17 protein-coding genes are annotated in these 17,083 nt (G+C 54.9%); 13 read left to right on the top strand and 4 right to left on the bottom strand.

Translation table 11 applies throughout. The features are described from left to right. Positions 1 to 92 precede the first annotated feature (92 nt). The 5 genes from AC6I8X_RS20275 to AC6I8X_RS20255 all read left to right on the top strand — a co-directional run bounded on the left by AC6I8X_RS20275 (position 93) and on the right by AC6I8X_RS20255 (position 6,163). The gene (locus AC6I8X_RS20275) at positions 93 to 1,238 is read left to right on the top strand and encodes a M20 family metallopeptidase (RefSeq protein ID WP_497841281.1); all 1,146 of its coding nucleotides are present in this window, start codon (positions 93 to 95) and stop codon (positions 1,236 to 1,238) included. Next, the gene (locus AC6I8X_RS20270) at positions 1,235 to 2,632 is read left to right on the top strand and encodes a YfcC family protein (protein WP_313686950.1); all 1,398 of its coding nucleotides are present in this window, start codon (positions 1,235 to 1,237) and stop codon (positions 2,630 to 2,632) included. The genes AC6I8X_RS20275 and AC6I8X_RS20270 overlap by 4 nt, the downstream gene beginning before the upstream one ends. 240 nt (positions 2,633 to 2,872) lie before the next feature. Continuing rightward, positions 2,873 to 4,135 carry a DUF1479 domain-containing protein gene (locus AC6I8X_RS20265; RefSeq protein WP_497841280.1) on the top strand — a complete coding sequence of 421 codons (1,263 nt, stop codon included), beginning with the start codon at positions 2,873 to 2,875 and terminating at the stop codon, positions 4,133 to 4,135. Positions 4,136 to 4,229: 94 nt separating this feature from the next. Further along, the gene (locus AC6I8X_RS20260) at positions 4,230 to 4,982 is read left to right on the top strand and encodes a DeoR family transcriptional regulator (protein ID WP_497841279.1); all 753 of its coding nucleotides are present in this window, start codon (positions 4,230 to 4,232) and stop codon (positions 4,980 to 4,982) included. An 83-nt stretch (positions 4,983 to 5,065) separates the two neighbouring features. Next, entirely contained in the window at positions 5,066 to 6,163 is a 1,098-nt protein-coding gene (locus AC6I8X_RS20255; protein WP_313690033.1) for an NADH:flavin oxidoreductase/NADH oxidase, read from the top strand. Here AC6I8X_RS20255 and AC6I8X_RS20250 read toward each other — a convergent pair. Beyond that, a complete protein-coding gene (locus AC6I8X_RS20250) occupies positions 6,150 to 7,574 on the bottom strand; it encodes an aminotransferase-like domain-containing protein (RefSeq protein ID WP_497841278.1) in 1,425 nt (474 codons plus the stop codon). The genes AC6I8X_RS20255 and AC6I8X_RS20250 overlap by 14 nt on opposite strands. A gap of 120 nt (positions 7,575 to 7,694) precedes the next feature. On the opposite strand from AC6I8X_RS20250, the gene AC6I8X_RS20245 reads away from it, so the two are divergent. Continuing rightward, positions 7,695 to 8,558: a DMT family transporter gene (locus tag AC6I8X_RS20245; RefSeq protein WP_313690037.1), complete on the top strand. Its 864-nt coding sequence runs from the start codon at positions 7,695 to 7,697 to the stop codon at positions 8,556 to 8,558. 50 nt (positions 8,559 to 8,608) lie between these two features. Here the strand turns inward: AC6I8X_RS20245 and AC6I8X_RS20240 are convergent, their stop codons facing one another. Together AC6I8X_RS20240 and AC6I8X_RS20235 are read right to left on the bottom strand one after the other, a co-directional pair. Then, the gene (locus tag AC6I8X_RS20240; protein ID WP_497841277.1) at positions 8,609 to 9,715 is read right to left on the bottom strand and encodes an ABC transporter substrate-binding protein; all 1,107 of its coding nucleotides are present in this window, start codon (positions 9,713 to 9,715) and stop codon (positions 8,609 to 8,611) included. 122 nt (positions 9,716 to 9,837) lie between these two features. Then, a complete protein-coding gene (locus AC6I8X_RS20235; RefSeq protein ID WP_084881160.1) occupies positions 9,838 to 10,590 on the bottom strand; it encodes an IclR family transcriptional regulator in 753 nt (250 codons plus the stop codon). 394 nt (positions 10,591 to 10,984) lie between these two features. Between AC6I8X_RS20235 and AC6I8X_RS20230 the strand changes: the two genes are divergently transcribed. The 6 genes from AC6I8X_RS20230 (at position 10,985) to AC6I8X_RS20205 (ending at position 15,770) form a co-directional block, all read left to right on the top strand. Beyond that, positions 10,985 to 11,377, top strand: a complete 393-nt coding sequence (locus AC6I8X_RS20230; protein WP_313688896.1) for a RidA family protein — start codon at positions 10,985 to 10,987, stop codon at positions 11,375 to 11,377. A gap of 111 nt (positions 11,378 to 11,488) precedes the next feature. Then, a complete protein-coding gene (locus AC6I8X_RS20225; protein WP_084881162.1) occupies positions 11,489 to 12,325 on the top strand; it encodes an ABC transporter substrate-binding protein in 837 nt (278 codons plus the stop codon). Between the two features lie 49 nt (positions 12,326 to 12,374). Then, on the top strand, positions 12,375 to 13,112 hold the full coding sequence (locus AC6I8X_RS20220) for an amino acid ABC transporter permease (RefSeq protein ID WP_313688897.1): 738 nt from the start codon (positions 12,375 to 12,377) through the stop codon (positions 13,110 to 13,112). After that, complete coding sequence (locus tag AC6I8X_RS20215) at positions 13,109 to 13,753, top strand: amino acid ABC transporter permease (protein ID WP_084881164.1); 645 nt, start codon at positions 13,109 to 13,111, stop codon at positions 13,751 to 13,753. The genes AC6I8X_RS20220 and AC6I8X_RS20215 overlap by 4 nt, the downstream gene beginning before the upstream one ends. Next, positions 13,750 to 14,487 (top strand): amino acid ABC transporter ATP-binding protein, encoded by a 738-nt coding sequence (locus AC6I8X_RS20210; protein WP_313688900.1) that lies wholly within the window; start codon positions 13,750 to 13,752, stop codon positions 14,485 to 14,487. The genes AC6I8X_RS20215 and AC6I8X_RS20210 overlap by 4 nt, the downstream gene beginning before the upstream one ends. An 11-nt stretch (positions 14,488 to 14,498) precedes the next feature. Next, entirely contained in the window at positions 14,499 to 15,770 is a 1,272-nt protein-coding gene (locus AC6I8X_RS20205; protein WP_497841276.1) for an alanine racemase, read from the top strand. A 45-nt stretch (positions 15,771 to 15,815) separates the two neighbouring features. On the opposite strand, the gene AC6I8X_RS20200 is transcribed toward AC6I8X_RS20205, so the two are convergent. Then, complete coding sequence (locus AC6I8X_RS20200; protein WP_497841275.1) at positions 15,816 to 16,865, bottom strand: NAD(P)-dependent alcohol dehydrogenase; 1,050 nt, start codon at positions 16,863 to 16,865, stop codon at positions 15,816 to 15,818. On the opposite strand from AC6I8X_RS20200, the gene AC6I8X_RS20195 reads away from it, so the two are divergent. Beyond that, complete coding sequence (locus AC6I8X_RS20195) at positions 16,864 to 17,031, top strand: hypothetical protein (protein WP_313690227.1); 168 nt, start codon at positions 16,864 to 16,866, stop codon at positions 17,029 to 17,031. The two genes, AC6I8X_RS20200 and AC6I8X_RS20195, sit on opposite strands and share 2 nt — an antisense overlap. Positions 17,032 to 17,083: the final 52 nt, after the last annotated feature.

Genomic DNA, 17,083 nt, shown 5'->3' with positions numbered 1-17,083 from the left:
TCTCAGGTCAACAATTCTAGCATTCCCACCTCATTTTTATACGCAGAGTTTTCTGCGCATACTGCCGTCTGGACTCAGGCAGGAAACGATAAATGAACAACATAAAAAATTACTTACAACAGCATGCTGATGACATTCTGGGTGATATCAAACGGCTGGTACAGGCGGAATCACCGTCATTAGATAAGGCTGCGGTGGACCGTTGTGGCGAAGTGCTGCAAAACATTTTCCAGCAGCGCCTGGGCATTGATGCGCAGGTGGATCAGCAGACGGAATATGGCAATCATCTGCGTTTTTCACTCGGAACCGAAGGGCCGCAGACCACCCTGATTGGTCATTTCGACACGGTCTGGGATCACGGCGATTTATCCTTACGCGAAGAGGATGGCAAACTTTACGGCCCTGGCGTGCTGGATATGAAAGCGGGCCTGGTACAGGCCATCTGGGCGGTGCGCGCCCTGCAACAGCTGGGTTTGTTAAGCGGCCAGCGTATTGTGTTCCTGTGCAACAGTGATGAAGAGGTGGGTAGCCCCAGCTCCAGTGACTGGATTGGCCGCAACGCCGCAGGATCACAGCAGGTGCTGGTGGTGGAACCCGCGGTAGCAGGCAGCAACGACCTGAAAGTTGCGCGTAAAGGCACCGGACGTTATGACGTGGTGATTACCGGCCAGGCGGCTCATGCCGGCAACAATCCTGAAGAAGGCATCAGTGCGGTACAGGAGATGGCGCATCAAATCCACTTCCTCCATGCATTGAATGCACCGGAACGCGGGACCACGGTCAACGTGGGCATCGCCAATGGCGGTAGCCGGATCAATGTGGTAGCCGACCATGCTGAACTGGGCATTGATACCCGTGTCACCAGCGAAGCTGAAGCCCAGCGCATCCATGACGCTATCACCCAACTGCAACCGGTGCTGCCGGGCATTGTGTTGTCCGTTACGGGCGAACAGGGCCGCCCGCCGATGCGCCAGACTCCGGCATCACAGCAGATGCTGCAACACGCGCAGCAGATCGCACAACAGCTCGGATTTGCCGTTGAGGGTAAATCCGTCGGCGGCGGCAGCGACGGCAACTTCACGGCGGCGCTGGGTCTGCCCACCCTTGATGGTCTCGGTGCCACCGGCGCGGGCATTCACGCACGCCATGAACACATCATCGTTGCCAATATTGTCCCGCGTGCCGCACTGGTGGCAGGCATGGTGCTGGGCAACCGTGCAGCAGGGGATGCGGTATGAGCCAGGTAAATCTCGCGCAACCAGCAGTAGCACCTGTCGCCCGCCCCGTAGGGCAAAGTCCCTATCTGCTGCTGTTTATTATGCTGGTGGTGGCCGCTGTTGCCACCTGGCTGATCCCGGCAGGCGCATTCGATTATGTCACCCGTGAGGGGATTAAGTTTGCGGTGAAAGGCAGCCTGCATGCGGTGCCGCAGTCCGGTGTCTATCCGCTGGAGATTTTTACCGCCATCGCTGAAGGCATGGTCAAAGCCGCGCCGATTATCTTTTTGATTCTGTTTACCGGCGGTGTGCTGGCGGTGGTGGAATCCACCGGGGCGATTAAAACGGCGCTGAACTCGCTGGCCCGCAGTACCAGCCTGAGTGATACCCGTATCATCCTGATCTTTGGTGTGATTTTCGCCATTCTCGGCACCACTGGCGCGGTAATCAATGCAGTCGTGGCCTTCGTGCCGATTGGCTTGCTGGTAGCGCGTTCACTGGGGCTGTCGCCGATCCTTGGAGCATCGCTGGTTTACCTCTCCTGTGCTGCCGGGTTTAACGTCTCGGTATTAGGCCCGGCCACCACTGGCCTGACGCAACATCTGGCTCAGCTGCCGATTTTTTCCGGCATGCTGCTGCGCGGCATAACCTTTCTGTTGTTTGCGCTGAGCGCCATGGCTTACCTGATCTGGTCGGTACGTAAAGCGCGTCGTGAAGGTCATCTGCGCCCGCAACAGGCTGAAGAACAGGATGCAACGCTTGTCGTCACCGGTCGCCATAAGCTGATTCTGATCATCTGCGCCCTGGCGCTGATTATTTTCATCAGTGGCGCCGTGCGGCTGCACTGGGGCACCAATGAAATGTCCGCCATGTTTATCCTGCTGGCCATTGTGGTGGGGCTGATTGGCCGCATGTCCGGAACGGATATCGCCAATACTTTCCTTTCTGGCTGTTCTGGCCTGGTGAAAGGTGGCTTTATTGTCGGCCTGGCGGGCGCAGTGTCGCTGGTGCTGCAACAGGGTCATGTGCTCGATCCTATTGTTGGCTTCCTCACCGACCTGCTGGCACCGGTGCCGCAAAAGCTCGCGGCAATTGGCATGTTTATCAGCGCAGCGTTGATTCACTTTGGCATCTCATCCGGCTCTGGCGAATCGGCGGTGCTGATCCCAATCTTTTCTCCGCTGGGCGATAACCTGGGCCTGACACGTCAGGTCACGGTGCAAACCGTGTTGCTGGGTGAAGGCATTGTGAACTGCATCAGCCCCACCTCCGGCGTACTGATGGCAGTGCTGGCAACCGCCGGTATTCCTTTCGGTAAATGGCTGCGTTTTATCGCGCCGCTGATCGCCGTGTGGTTCAGTATCTGCGTGGTGATGCTGTTGATCGGCGTGTCGATTAAGTGGGGGCCTTTCTAAGCCATTGAAATAACAACATCTCTGTAGCGGCGTGATTTATCACGCCTGTTCTGGCAATACATGCACCGTTCCTAAAGGCGCGCGATAAATCGCGCCGCTACACCATCTGAAAAATTTCCCCTGGGTATCTGTGAGCGAGCGCAACATTTTGATGTTGCGCTTTTGTTATTTCCGCTTCATATTACGAATGAAAGTTAATTAAGATTCATTCGAAACACACCGAACCGACCAGGAGTTGCTATGAACACCTCTTTTACCTCAGTGACCCTACCTGACGATCACAAAGCAAAAATCCGGCTGATGAAACAGCAGCTGAGAGCGCAAATTGGCGACGTTGAAGGCTTATTCCTTCAGGTGAAAGCCAAAATCACCCAGGCCATTGCCGAAGCAAAGGAAGATGAAGCACAGCGGGGAACAGCCTGGCCGGTGGTGAACTGGCGTGATATCGCGGAAAAAAACATCTCTCAGGAGCAAATCGACTTTATTAAGCGTCGCGGCTGCGTGGTGGTGAAGCAAAACTTCGCCCGTGACGAAGCCCTGGCCTGGGATAAGGCGATGCTGGAGTACCTCGAACTGAATGATTTTGACAACATCTATCGTGGTCCCGGTGATACCTTCTTCGGCAGTCTGGAAGCCTCGCGACCAGAAATTTATCCCATCTACTGGTCCAAATCGCAGATGGAAGCTCGCCAGAGCGAAGGGATTTCCCTGACGCAGTCCTTCCTGAATCGGTTATGGAAATTTAATAGCGGTGGTGTGACCTGGTTCGATCCTGACGTCAGCATTATCTATCCCGACCGTATCCGTCGCCGCCTGCCGGGTACCACCTCGAAAGGGCTGGGCGCGCATACTGATTCCGGTGCACTGGAACGCTGGTTGTTACCCGCTTATCAGCAGGTATTCCGCAACATCTTCAATAACCAGTTTGCTGACTACGACCCCTGGGATGCCGCGCACCGTACCGAAGTGGATGAATATGATGTCGCCAATACCACTAAATGTTCGGCTTTCCGCACATTCCAGGGCTGGACCGCGCTTTCAGATATGCAAGCGGGCCAGGGCTTGCTGCATGTGGTGCCGGTGCCTGAAGCCATGGCGTATGTGCTGTTGCGCCCGTTGCTCAGTGATGTGCCGGAAGATGAACTCTGTGGTGTGGCACCCGGCAAAGTACTGCCGATTTCGCAGCAATGGCACCCGGACCTGATCGCGGGTTTATCTTCCATTCCGCCGTTGCAGGCAGGTGACTCGGTGTGGTGGCATTGCGATGTGATCCATTCCGTCGCCCCCGTTGAATCACAACAGGGCTGGGGCAATGTGATGTATATTCCCGCTGCCCCGTTATGTGACAAAAATCTGCGTTACGCGGAAAAAGTCGCCAATGCGCTGGATTTCGGCATCTCTCCCCCCGACTTCCCGCGTGAAGATTATGAGCGTGAGTGGCAGGATCGCTTCACCACGGCGGATCTGAATGCCATTGGCAAACGCAGCCTGGGGCTTGCCTGATGAAATCTGCCCGGTGGTCCATCGTTCGCCACCGGGCGCACCGCTTTCTGCTAGACTGGCGAGGTTTACCCTAACCGTGCCACCTAAAAACTCTATGAATACCCGACACGAACAGATCATCCAGCTGGTGAACGAGCGCGGCAGCGTGAGCGTGAGCGAGCTTTCGCAGTTGACCGGCGTTTCCGAAGTGACCATCCGCCAGGACCTCAACGCACTGGAGCGCGAAAACTTCCTGCGCCGCGTGCATGGCTCAGCCGTGGCCCCCGACAGCGATGATGTCGGTTCGCGCATGCGTACCCGCTATAAAATTAAACAGGCGATTGCCGAACACGCTGCGTCGCTGGTTAATGAAGGCGAAGCCATTTTCATTGAGGGCGGCAGCACCAATGCGTTGCTGGCGCGTTGCCTTGCCAGCCGCAAAGATTTGACCATCATCACCGTGAGTCACTACATCGCCCAACTGCTGCGGGATTCGCAGTGTGAAGTGATTATCCTCGGGGGTCAGTACCAGAAAAGCAGTGAATCAATGGTGGGATCGCTGACCCGCTTCTGCCTGCAGCACATCAATTTCCATAAAGCCTTTCTCGGCGTCGATGGCTGGCACCCGGATACCGGTTTTACCGGCCGGGATATGATGCGATGCGATGTGATCAATGCGGTAATGGCTAAACAGACTTACACCATCGCCGTGACCGACTCCTCCAAATTTGGCGTGATCCATCCCTACCCCAGCGCACCGGAACACCCGTTTGATGCCGTGATTACCGATGACGGCATTCCCGCCACCGCACGCGAGCAACTGACGGAAACCGGGGTGCGGTTAGAGCTGGTCGCCCAGCCTGAGTAACGTTATAACGCACAAATTGATCGTTGCCGGTTACGCTGATAAGCGCATGATGTCTTCCTTTGGCATGAAACCAGGATAAACCCATGAGCAAATTGTTTAGCCCAATCAAACTGGGTGCGCTTCAGTTAGATAACCGCATCGTGATTGCCCCGATGTGCCAATATTCGGCACAACAGGGATGCGCCACGGCATGGCACCGTATCCATTTAGGCCAGCTGGCATTCTCCGGCGCAGGGTTGTTGATCATCGAAGCTACGGCGGTAGAACCGGAAGGCCGTATTTCGCCCCAGGATCTCGGCCTGTGGGATGACACCACGGAGCACGCCCTGCAAACCGTGGTTAACGATATTCGCCAGTATGCTGATATTCGTCTTGGCATTCAGCTGGGCCATGCCGGACGCAAAGCGTCTACCTTCGCCCCATGGCAAGGCGGCACACAGATTCCGCTGGAGCAGCAAGGCTGGCAGACCGTTGCGCCTTCCGCTATCCCGATGCATGAAGGTGAGCGCCCACCCACCGCGCTGACCCATGCAGACCTCGAACGCATCAAACTCGCTTTTGTTGCCAGCGCACAACGCGCGGTGCGTATTGGTTTTGAATTGATCGAGCTGCATGCCGCCCATGGCTATCTGCTGCATCAGTTCCTGTCACCGCTTGCCAACCAGCGTGATGATGAGTATGGCGGCAGCCTGGAAAACCGTATGCGCTTCCCGCTTGACGTGTTAGCAGCGGTACGCGCTGCCGTGCCGGAGCATGTCGCAGTGGGCGTGCGAATTTCCGCGACTGACTGGGTTGAAGGCGGCTGGGATGTGGCGCAGTCTGCTGAGTTCTGTCAGAAAATCGAAGCGCTGGGCTCGGCCTATGTTCATGTCTCCAGCGGCGGCCTTTCTGCCCAGCAGAAAATCACCGTATCAGCCGGTTATCAGGTGCCCTTCGCCCGTGAGCTGCGCAAAATCACCCGCATGCCGGTCATCGCGGTGGGGCTGATTACCGAAGCACGCATGGCCGAAGACCTGTTGCAGGAAGGCGATGCCGATTTGGTGGCGCTGGCACGAGGAATCCTCTACGACCCACGCTGGCCCTGGCATGCCGCAGCCGAACTGGGCGCCAGTGTCCATGTGCCACCACAGTATCTGCGCTCTGAACCGCACGGGGTGAAGGGAAGTATTAAGGCCCGTTAACGTTCCTGCTCCCATGAGTAGCGGCGCAATTTATCGCGCCGCTACTCATGGCTTTTTTCAGAACGGTATAAATGCGTTCGTCATTTGACTGCGACACATTAAAGCGCAAAAACCGATCGCAAGTGCCGGACTGGCTAAAAGTGTTGCCGGGGGCCAGTACCACCCCCCGAGACAAACAGGCACGCGAGACGTCCGCGGCATTCATCCCTTCCGGCAGTTCACACCAAAGAAATAACCCGCTTTGCGGCACCAGCCATGGTCGGATGCCCAACTGCCCGAGCCGTGAGATGACCTCCGCCCGATTATCCGCCAGACGCTGCTTAATTGCCTCGATATGCCGTCGATAGCCGCTGTCCTTCAAAATATTCAACAGCACATCGGCCGCCAGCTGACCGCTACTAAAGCCAGTGGCGATTTTAAGATCGGTGAGTTTATCCACCCACGCGGGTTTAGCGGCAATAAAACCACAACGTACCGATGCGGAGACCGTCTTAGAGAAACTGCCGATCAGCATGACCCGCGACAAGCCATCGAGCGCGGCCAGACGCGGTGCCGCGCTACTTTCCAGATCAGCGAAAATATCGTCCTCGACAATCACCAGATCCGAATCTTCGGCAATTTTCAGTAGCCGATGTGCCCTCGTCGGCGAGAGCGTGGCACCGGTCGGGTTGTGGATGCCGGAGTTGGTGATATACAGACGCGGAGCGTGCAGTGTCAGTGCCTGCTGGAACGCATCGAGGTCCGGCCCCTGTGCCGTCCAGGGCACGCCAATCACGTTAACCCGCTGCGCTCTGAGCAGCGCATGGAAGTTGAAATAACAGGGATCATCCACCAGCACGCTATCGCCCGGTTCGAGTAAAAAGCGGCAGATCAGATCGATGGCATGGGTGCCGGAATCCGTCAGCAACAGTTGCTCAGGCTTCACCGACATGCCATAGCCCGCCAGGCGTCGGGTCAGCAGCTGTCGCAATTCCGGGTTGCCTGCGGGTGTGGCGTAATCGGCCAGCAAGGCGCTTTCGCTACGCGCCGCTTTGCGTAACGCGCGGCGAATTCCCTCTTCGTACAGCCAGTCAGGTGGCAGCCAGCCACAGCCGGGTTTCAGCATGTCCGACGTTGCTTCAAGTGCCTGACGGGTAATCCACAACGGATCGATGTCGCGCTCCACCTGCGGCCCGAGCTGCGCAAGATCCAGCGGCGCAATCGGCCCGGAAACAAAGAAGCCCGCCCCCGGACGCGAGACAATGATATTTTCCGCTTCCAGCCGATCATATGCCTCCACCACAGTGGAAACGGACACGCCTGCCGACTGCGCTCTTGCACGCACCGAAGGCAAGCGACTGCCCGGCGTCAGCGCCCTGGACGCGATCTGCTGACGAATATCATCCATCAATTGTTCGATGCGTGTTGCCATATCGTCCCCTGCTGTACTGCCCTGATGACCAGTACAGTTCTTTGAAATCGTACTGGATTGTATCTGGCCTGACCGTCGTTGTCAGTGGTTTACTGCGCAACATTCAGTAAGGAGACGATGATGAAAATTGTATTAAATGGCTGGATCAGTGGTTTTATTGGTGTGATGATTTTTGCCGGTTCGCTGCCCGCCACCCGTGCCGCCATCACCGGTTTTAACCCGCTGTTTCTCACCTGCGCGCGTGCCACCATTGCCGCCCTGCTGGGGAGCTTATTATTACTGGCGCTGCGCCAGAGATGCCCTGCCCGTGGCGATATTCCAGCATTGGCGATTACCGCACTGGGCGTCGTTGTGGGCTTTCCACTGCTCACCGGCCTGGCTGTGCAGCATATTTCATCAGCGCGTTCGATTGTGTTCCTTGGCTTGCTGCCGATGTCCACAGCAATTTTTGCGGTGCTGCGCGGTGGTGAACGGCCTCGCCCGCTGTTCTGGTTATTTTCACTGACAGGCGGAATCATTATCTCCGGTTATGCGCTGAGCGGCACGGCGAGTTCCATGATGACGGGTGATAGCCTGATGATCGGGGCCATCATCTTATGCGGGCTGGGATATGCTGAAGGGGCAAAACTCTCGCGGCGTCTCGGTGGCTGGCAGGTCATCAGCTGGGCGCTGATTCTTTCCGTTCCGGTTATGTTACCGATCGCCGTGCTTACGCGTCCGGCAACCTTTATCAGTATTGCGACGTCCGCCTGGCTGGGGTTTGCCTATGTCTCAGTCTTCAGCATGCTGATCGGCTTTATCTTCTGGTATCACGGGTTGGCAAAGGGTGGCATTGCAGCGGTAGGACAATTGCAGTTGATACAACCGTTTATGGGATTTGCGCTGGCGGCCTTACTGCTGCACGAATCGGTCAGCTGGGCCATGCTGATGGTGGCGTCCGCCACCCTTGTGTGCGTGTTTGGTGCTAAGCGCTTTGCGGGTTGAGACACGTCTGTAACGGCGCGATTTATCGCGCCGTTACCAATCCGTGCCGGTTATTTATTTTCCGGGTAACTCAGCGTAATCGCATCGTCCGGCAGTTTAGTGAAATCTTTAATAATGGTATGGAAATCAGCGACTGGATTGAGATCGTTAAATTGCTGTGGGTAGAGATCTTTCGCCAGAATTTCCATACCGATGATGTTGTACGGATGGTTATAGAAGTGGTGATAAACCCCGTACACACGGCCCTGTTTCACCGGTTCGATCTGCGACAGACCGGTACGGCTCAGCAGTTTCTGGAAGGTGACACCCACATCTTTGGGATCCACACCGTAACCAAACGGCAGCACATTGGTATTCGGACGCTTTGAACCGGTCATGATGTAGACATCCGGCTTCATGGCGATAATTTTTTCCAGTGCGACAAAACCAGAGCTGCCTGGCAGCAACGCGGAACCGATATTCTTGCCACCCACGGCTTCAACCAGACCACCCCAGCCATTATGACCGTGAGTAAAGCAGCAATTGTCGCTGTTACCCGCAATCGGCTCGATAAATACCGTGGGTTTCTTGTTAATTTTATCAATCGTCTGCGTGAGCTTTTCCATATGCTGATGATAGAAATCAGTATAGGCTTTGGCCTGCGCTTCGCGGTTCAGCACTTTACCCAGCAGAGTAACAGACGGCGCGGTGTTCTGAGCGGGGTGCAGTTCATAATCGACGAACACCACCGGAATATGCAGGTTGTTAAGCGTATCCAGCACACCCGATTGCTTCAGCGCCGGTTTGGCGCGCAGCTGCGCAATCATCAAATCTGGCTTTTGCGCCAGTACACTTTCCAGATTGACCTGCCCTTGATCGTTGAACCCCATATCGACGATTTTCGTCGCTTCCGGCCAGCGTCCTTTCAGCATGTCCCATGTCTGAGTGTCTTGCTTTTTCGGCAGGTTATTCCAGGCAACCACGCGTTTGAATGGGTCATCACGGTCCAGTAACGCCAGCGTCAGTACATCACGACCATCCTGCAAAATAATGTGTTGTGGTTCTTTGTTGATGGTCTGGGTATGACCATCCATATCAGTAATGCTCACTGGATAGGTGGTGGCAGAAGCCGCCGTTGAAACCAGTAACCCCATAGTCAGTAACAAGCGCGTTTTCATCGCAAACTCCGTGATAAAAAGAATAGTTATTATTATCAATAACCTTAACACAACTTTAAAAGACAAAAAATAAACTGTACTTCAATCAGTTGTGTCGGAGTGTGTAGAAAACGCGAAGGGGTTCAGGTGAAATCAGACAGTCTTTGCCCGGAAACGATCAGTTCCTGCAACAGCATCTGGCGACGCTCCTCAGGGGTATCACGGCTCACCATAAAGCAGATCGCCGCAACCGCTTGTCCGCTACGCGAGCGAATCGGGGCGGCCATACAACAGGTGAAACTCTCCGACAGGCCCTCTGTCAGACAATACCCCAGCTGCCCGGCGCGGTGGATGTCCGTCAAAAACGCCTGTTTATCGAGGATTTGTCCATTCGCCAACTGATAGTCTTCTTCCGGGATCAGATCGAGAATCGCGCGATCGGACCAGTTACTCAGCAGCAAACGTCCCGTGGCTGTCCAGGTGATGGGCACGCGCACACCGATGTCCGAGGTGATTTTGAACGGATGCGCATTACTTTCCGACAGCACCACGGTGTACTTATCCCCTTCAAGCATACAGAGCTGCACGGTTTCGCCATGACGCGCGACGATTTCTACCATTAACTGATGAGCACGGCGGATGAGATCGTTATGCGCCATGTAGTCTGCACCGTAGTAGTGCATTTCCCGACCAAAGAAAACCGCGCCATCGGCATCCAGTTCCACCAGACCCGCTTCACTCAGCAGGCTGACTAACTCGTAAACGCTGGAACGGGGTGCGCCGGTGGCATCGATCAAATCACGCATCGCCATCGGCTGCCGGGCGATATGCAACTGGCGAAAAATGTCGATAACCCGGTCCACGCCGCGCGCCCGTGATGGCTTTTCATCCGGCATAAGCAAATTCTCCTCAGGCAATATTGCGGTGGCTGAACTGCGCCAAAAAGAAAAGCATCATACACCCAGCGCTGACGTTAACCCATCCCTGTTAATTAATATTTTATTTTCTGTCCTTATATTTTCCTGTTCTATTTTGGGGCCTCATTTTAGCGCATGCCGTTTGCTGTATTTTTTAAAACCACGATAAAGGTCACATTCCGATTAAGAAAACTTCAGCTTCATTTTTTTATTTTGCGATCGCGACAACATCACAAAAAATTAAATCCACCCACACATATTGCAAAAGCAAAAATCCTGTGCAAATCTTGCCCTATCCGATATTGCAGATACACGTCTGATATACCGGACAACCCAGTAAAGAGTTGTCCTGATTAAAAAGGAGCAGAGTTGCATGACGATCAAACGTTATGGCATTGAGGGTGGCACCGGCACCGGCGGCCAGAAACTGCCTTTCGCACGGGCGGTAGAAGCTGATGGCTGGCTGTATATCTCCGGCCAGACACCGATGCGCGAGGGTGAGGTGGTGGAAGGCGGCATCATCGAACAGACACGGCTGGCGTTCGAAAACTGCCTGTCTATCATGCGAGAAGCCGGTTACCGGGTGGAAGATGTGGTGCACGTCACTGCGGTATTAACTGACGCCCGCTACTTCAGTTCATTTAATAAAGTATTCAGTGAGATATTTAGCGGAAACCCTCCCGCGCGTATTTGTAGCGTGCAGGATTTAGTTGTCGACTGCAAAGTTGAAGTCGATATGAAATGTTTCCGTACCGATCGGAAATAACATCACTTCACCAACAACAGTCCGAATTTTTTATTTTTGCCCACACCAGGGTGTGTCGTTAATAAGTCATGTTTTTTCATGTTGTCTCCATTAAATAAGAGAGCATAAAAAATGAATGCAATTTCGTTGAAGATGAGCGCCAGAATGGTCGCAGGTGCGCTGGTTATGCTGGCCGTGGCTGGCTGTACCCCCACCGAGGAGAAAAAAGAGGCGGGTGCGGCACCACAATCCGCGCTGCAAACCGTATTACAACGCGGCACCCTGCGCGTCGGTGACTGTCTGAGCTTCGCACCTTTCGGCTTTTACGATAAGGACGGCAATCCTGATGGCTATGACGTCGATTTAGCCAAAGCGCTGGCGAAAGAGATGGGCGTCAAGCTGGAAATGGTCAATACCACCAGCGCCAACCGCATCCCCAACCTGCAAACCAATAAAGTGGACGTGGTGTTCTGCAACTTCACCCGCAATCTGGAACGCGCCAAAGAGATCGGGTTCACCAACCCGTATGTGGTAGCGAGTGAAGCGATGCTGGTACGCAAAGAGAGTGGCATCAAATCCGCCCACGACATGGCCGGTAAAACCATCGCGACCGTCAAAGGTTCAACCAACGGTGACGAAGTCCGCAGCATGGGTATCGACGTGAAAATCCAGGAATACGACTCTTCACAGGCAGCGATTCTCGCCGTGAAACAGGGCCAGGCGGATGCGATGATCGAGGATAACAACTTCCTTGCGTATCAGGCCAAACTCGACCCGACGCTGACCGTCACCAACGAAGCGCTGGTGCCGCTGGAATACAACGCCTTTGGGGTGAAACAAGGCGATCAGGTATGGCTCAACTATCTGAACGAATTCCTGTTTGAAATCAATGCCTCCGGTGAGAATGCCACGCTGTACCAGAAATGGTTTGGCAGCAAACCGCGTTACCCGCTGAACCCGCAATTCTGATTGTCTGCGGCGCAGCGCTGCATGCTGCGCCGTCAGAAGGAGTAAGCCCATGAGTTATCAATGGTTAACCCTGTGGAATTATGGCGAAACCTTTCTGGCCGCCGCCTGGCTGACTCTCCAGGTCACCCTGCTGGCTTTTGCGCTGGCCGTGGCACTGGGATTGCTGGCAGCACTGGCGAAAGCCTCTCCGCTGGCACCGGTGCGCTGGGTAAGTCACTGTTATGTTGAATTTATCCGTAATACGCCCGTCCTGCTGCAAATCTTTATTATCTTTTTCGGGCTGCCTTCTCTCGGCATCACCATGAGCGCCTTTACCGCCGGTGTGCTGGCGCTGGGTATCAACGTTGGTGCGTATCTGTCGGAGACTTTTCGCGCCGGGATTCAGTCCGTGCCGAAAGGACAGCTGGAGGCGGCGTGGATTCTGGGCATTCCGCGTCGTCAGGTGTTTCTCAGCGTAGTGCTGCCCCAGGCCGCGCGCGCGGTATGGCCAGCGATTATCAATAACCTGATTCAGTTGCTACTCGGCACGTCGTTGCTATCGGCAATTGCCCTGCCAGAACTGACTGGCACAGCAACGGTGATCAACGCCCGTACCCTGCTCTATATCCAGACTTTCAGCGTAGTGACGGTGGTGTATTTGCTGCTCAGCAACCTGTTTTCCTGGCTCGGTAATCTGGCAGGACGACGGATGTTTCATCCGCCGCTGGTGACCCAGGTAAAAAAGTCCGCCTGGTGGTGGGCAAGAAAATGGCTGACTAACCCACTGAAACGGGAGAACGCGCTATGAGCGACCTGATCATCAGTTCTTTACCGCTGCTGTTAAAAGGGCTGGGTATCACCCTGCTCCTGTCGGTGGCAGCGATTGCTGGCAGCACCTTACTCGGTCTGCTCGCGGCCGTGCTGCGAACCAGCCGATTACCGGTCGCGCGCCAGGTTGCTGTGCTGTATACCGAGTTGTTCCGTGGCACACCGGTGCTGATCACCCTGATGTTTATTTACTTTGGCGTGGCGTATTTCGGCTATGAAATTAATCTGTTTGCCGCCGGAATTCTCGGCCTGAGCATTTATCAGGGCGCGTATATTGCCGAAGTTTTTCGTGCCGGGATCGAAGCTGTGCCGAAAGGACAATGGGAAGTGTCATGGATCCTCGGCCTGTCGAAACGCCAGACCTTTCTTAGCGTGGTCCTGCCGCAGACACGCGGCATCGTGCTACCACCACTGGTAGGCCAGTACCTTTCCCTGATTAAAGACACCTCAATTGTCAGCATGATCGGCATGTCGGAACTGATGCATCAAGGTCAGGCGATTGTTGACCGCATCGGCCAGCCGGTAGTGGTGTATGGCCTGGTGGCCGTGCTGTACTTCGTTGTGTGCTTTCCACTTTCCCGTTGGGTTCAACATCATCAAACCAGGAGCCAGTTATCATGAGCAAATCCGCCATTACGCTGAGCCGTATTACTAAATCCTTTGGTGCCACCCAGGTACTGAAAGAGATCAGCCTTGATGTCTCACCCGGCGAAGTGCTGGTGTTGATTGGTGCATCAGGATCGGGGAAAAGTACCGTGCTGCGCATTATGAGCGGGCTGGAAACTGCCGACGGTGGCGAGATCTGGGTCAATCAGGTGCCATTGCACGATCGCAAACGCAGCCGGGAAATCTGTGGCCACGTTGGCATGGTGTTCCAGCAGTTCAATCTGTTTCCGCATAAAACGGCGCTGGGTAACGTGACGCTGGCGCTGATCAAAGCGCAGAAACTCTCCGCCGCGGAAGCCAATGCACGCGGCATGGCGGCACTGACGCGCGTCGGTCTGGCTGAGCGCGCACATCACTATCCAGCGCAGCTGTCCGGTGGACAGCAACAACGCGTGGCAATTGCCCGTGCGCTGGCGGTTGAACCTAAAATTATGTTTTTTGATGAAGCCACGTCAGCTCTCGACCCGGAGTTAGTGGGCGAGGTGATGGAAGTGATGCGTAGCCTGGCACGTGAAGGCATGACCATGGTGGTGGTGACCCACGAGATGGGTTTTGCACGCAAAACGGCTGACCGCGTGGTGTTTATGGACCAGGGCGTGATTGCCGAACAAGGATCGCCAGAGCAGATTTTCGTCCATCCACAAAACCCGCGCACGCAGCAGTTTTTATCACGCGTACTTGAACATTAATCGGGGGCGTTATGTCGATTCAATTTCCGCTGGTAGCGGATGGCAAACTGGATGCACAACAACCCGCACCGCGATTCAAATCGGTCGCCGGTGCGGGTGACGCGCCGCTGCCGATTGGCACCGCCGTGCTCAGCAGTGAACAGGTGTTTTCACCGTTGCTGCTGATGAAGCAATCGGCGCTGGAAAACAACCTGCGCCAGTTGGCTGATTTCTGCCGTGAACAGGGCGTGATGCTGGCGGCACATGGCAAAACGTCAATGTCGCCCGCCATTCTGCGCCGCGCCATTACCGAGGGGGGAGCCTGGGGACTCAGTGCCGCCACCCCGGCACAGGTACGCGCGCTGCGTCAGTTTGGTATTCGCAACGTCTTTCTCGCCAATCAGCTGGTCGATCCTGCCGGTATCCGCTGGATTGGTGAATGGCAAAAACAGCATCCCGACCACGGTTTTCTCTGCTACGTAGATTCACTACAGGGAGTACGCTTGCTGGAACAGCACCTCGGTGACAGTCAGATTGCGGTACTGCTGGAGATGTCGGTCAGTGGCGGGCGCACCGGTTGCCGTACCCAGGCCACTGCGCTGGAGATTGCGACAGCAATCGCTGCCAGCCCTGCCCTGCAACTGGTGGGTGTCGCAGGCTATGAGGGCGCATTGGGGGCGGGTCGCGATAGCGCCGGTATCGCCCGGGTACATGACTATTGTCAGATGCTGATCGCCACTGCCGCACGGCTGGCGGAAAAACAGCTGTTCGCGAGCGACCACATTATTCTCAGCGCCGGTGGCGGAGCCTGGTTTGATGTGGTCACCGCCTGTTTTACCGAAGCGCAGCTGCCATTCCCCGTTACCCCGCTGATTCGCTCCGGTGCTTATATGGCGCACGATAACGGGTTATATGCGCGTATCAATCCCTTCTCGCAACCGGGTGCCACGCATCACTTTAATGCCGCGCTGGAGATCTGGGGTCGTGTGTTATCACGCCCGGAGCCGGGACTGGCATTTGTGGATTTCGGCCGCCGCGATGTGCCGTTCGATCAGGATTTGCCGAACCCGATGTGGGTACGTGATGCCGATGGTAGTACACCTCGTGCGGCTGGCACGATGCGTATCAGCGAAGTGAACGATCAACATGCGTATTTGCTGCTGCCGGAAGAAGACGCATTAAATGTGGGTGACTGGGTTGGTTGTGGTATTTCGCATCCCTGCACCGCTTTTGATAAATGGCGCTATCTGCCACTGGTGGATGATGATTATTGCGTCACAGATTCACTGGAAACAGCATTCTGAGTCATATGTCGCCAATGGCGGCCGGGAGTCCCGGCCGCATTCTTCTTAGTTCAGGGTCGACATGTCGATCACAAATCGGTATTTAACGTCGCCTTTCTCAAGACGCACAAACGCCTCATTAACCTGATCTGCGGTAATCAGCTCAATATCGGCAGTGATGTTGTGTTCGGCACAAAACTCCAGCATTTCCTGGGTTTCATCGATGCCACCGATATTGGAACCGGCAAAGCTGCGGCGTCCTTTAACCACATTAAACGCACCCACTTCGATAGGTTCCGGCGGCAGACCCACCAGTACCACGGTGCCATCAATCGCCAGCAGTTGCAGACAGGCATTGATGTCATGTTTCGCTGATACCGTATCGATAATCAGATCGACTTTGCTGGCAAATTTTTTCATTTGCTCAGCATCGGATGTCAGCACAGCCTCGTGGGCACCTAAACGCTGGGCATCTTCAACTTTGGCTTGTGATGTGGTGAAGACCACAACGTGAGCCCCCATCGCGCGCGCAATCTTAATCGCGACATGTCCCAGGCCACCAATGCCCAGCACGCCAACCACCTTGCCAGGCCCCGCCTGCCAGTGCTTCAGCGGCGAATAGACGGTAATACCTGCGCAGAGTAACGGTGCAGCCGCTGCCATATCATCAAAGTGCGGCATTTTCAGGGTATAGCGTTCTTTGCACACATAGGTTTGTGAGAAACCACCCAAGGTCACGCCGCCCAGATGTTTATCTGGCGAATTATATGAATAGGTAGCACCAGTTTCACAAAATTGCTGCAGGTCCCGTTCACATGCCGGGCAGGTACCGCATGAATCGACAATACAGCCCACGGCAGCATAATCGCCGATAGTGAAGTTTTTAACGTCTGAACCCACAGCGGTTATCCGGCCGACAATTTCATGCCCTGGCACCATCGGATAATGGCTGGCGCCAAAATCATTCTTCACCTGATGCAGATCTGAATGACAAATGCCGCAGTACAGGATCTCCATTTCAACGTCATCCGGTAACAATCCGCGACGCTGAATGCTGAAGACATTTAAAGGATTGATTGATGAATCAGTGCCAATCGCTTTAATGGATTTGATCATGGCTTCCTCGCAAACTACAGAAATTAAAAAAGTCATCATACTGGCTGGCATCGGGGGAATTAAGATGCCCTGGCATAATGAGGATATGAACGGCATTCATGAAACCTGCGTGATAAATCACGCCGCTACGGATCACAGGCTGGCATCAATGTCGGCTCTTGATTAATGAACGCCATTTATAGGGGCTAACGACCGAAAAAAGTCCATTCCACCGCCCA

The organism is Pantoea sp. X-Soil-TKNS-1280 (assembly GCF_059730475.1).
This window is presented reverse-complemented; position numbering and strand designations above follow the sequence as displayed.